Consider the following 1,287-nt stretch of genomic DNA (forward strand, 5'->3'; position numbering starts at 1 on the left):
TCTTGTGCCAACTCGCCTCCAGCCTACGCCTCATAGGATGTTCTTGTTCATCAGCTCGCAGCTTTGCTAGCGGCTTCCTCCAGACCAGACCTCACGGGCTGGCCCTTGCCGTTCGCTAGGAGTTAGCGTTTAATCACAACAGGGTTTTCAACGGTGATCTTCCTACAGGGGACTTTCACCCCATAAGTTCATGCCCATGCCGGGCGTACACAAAGCATTCCAGCCGACGCGCCTTCGGCGCGCGGCTGAATGCGGCGTTATGCCCCTAACTCCAACCCTTGATTCACAATTTGTAAACCTGTCTTGAACGTGCTAAAGTTCACAATAAGTGAATGTAGAGGCTGTTATGCACGTTATCTCAAGAAAGCCGTTTAACGAAGCTGCAAAGAAGTACCCAAATGATGCAGCCGCTATTGATGCTGCATATAAGTCATTGAGAAATAGTGATTTTCATAGCCCAAACGAGCTGAAATCACTCTTTCCCAGCTTGGATAACTTCAAGTACAAAGATAAATGGTGGGTGATTGATATTGGTGGCAATAACCTGCGACTCATTGCTTTCATTGAGTTCAGAGATAGCCGCATGTATGTGAAGCATATTGTTACTCACGCTGAATACGGCAAATTATGCAAAAAGTACGCAAAGGAGGCAGGCTCATGAGGTTCTCAAATCTAAAGCAAAAAGCTGTAGACTTCTTCTCTGAAGCTCGTTTTGTCGGGCGTATTCATAATGAAGCTGAATACGAACAAGCTCTGGAGTTAATGGATGAACTCATAGAGGATTATGACAAATATCTCCCACTAATTGAGGTGCTTTCTGCTTCAATCGAGAAATGGGAAGATGAATCTGAACAGTTTTCTGATTTCAACGAAAGAATTGAAAGACTTGATGATGGAGTGGCAATTCTTAGAACAATAATGGATCAGTATCAGTTAAAGGCTGATGACTTGAAAAATGAGTTAGGAAGTAAGAGCCTTGTATCTATGATTCTGAATGGTTCTAGAAATCTTACTAGAGATCATATCCAGGCTCTTTCCCAGCGTTTTAAAATCTCACCATCCGTGTTCTTCAACGGAACATAATCGGGTAGCCGGAGGTTTCTAACCTCCAGCCCCCACAACACCCTGCATGCGGGTCCGCACAGGGCGTTTCATTAAGAATGGTGAAGCTTGATCCATTCGTCCCCCAGTGAAAACGTGGTCGAAAAGATTGTCGCCAAAGGCTGGCTTCGTATCATCACGCTGAGTCACGTCATTACCGGGCGGCATTCGTGTATTCAAGTCTGA

Annotated in this window: 3 protein-coding genes; 2 read left to right on the forward strand and 1 reads right to left on the reverse strand. The window is 45.2% G+C overall.

Annotated elements, in window-relative coordinates:
* Positions 1–346: 346 nt before the first annotated feature.
* Together GZ78_RS13325 and GZ78_RS13330 are read left to right on the forward strand one after the other, a co-directional pair.
* Complete coding sequence (locus tag GZ78_RS13325; protein ID WP_034838211.1) at positions 347–661, forward strand: type II toxin-antitoxin system HigB family toxin; 315 nt, start codon at positions 347–349, stop codon at positions 659–661.
* On the forward strand, positions 658–1,083 hold the full coding sequence (locus GZ78_RS13330) for a helix-turn-helix domain-containing protein (RefSeq protein ID WP_034836947.1): 426 nt from the start codon (positions 658–660) through the stop codon (positions 1,081–1,083). Before GZ78_RS13325 ends, GZ78_RS13330 begins: the two co-directional genes overlap by 4 nt.
* Before the next feature lie 18 nt (positions 1,084–1,101).
* On the opposite strand, the gene GZ78_RS30300 is transcribed toward GZ78_RS13330, so the two are convergent.
* A partial coding sequence (locus GZ78_RS30300; protein WP_236631551.1) for a hypothetical protein occupies positions 1,102–1,287 on the reverse strand: 186 nt, incomplete at its 5' end.

Source organism: Endozoicomonas numazuensis, assembly GCF_000722635.1.
Lineage (GTDB): Bacteria > Pseudomonadota > Gammaproteobacteria > Pseudomonadales > Endozoicomonadaceae > Endozoicomonas_A > Endozoicomonas_A numazuensis.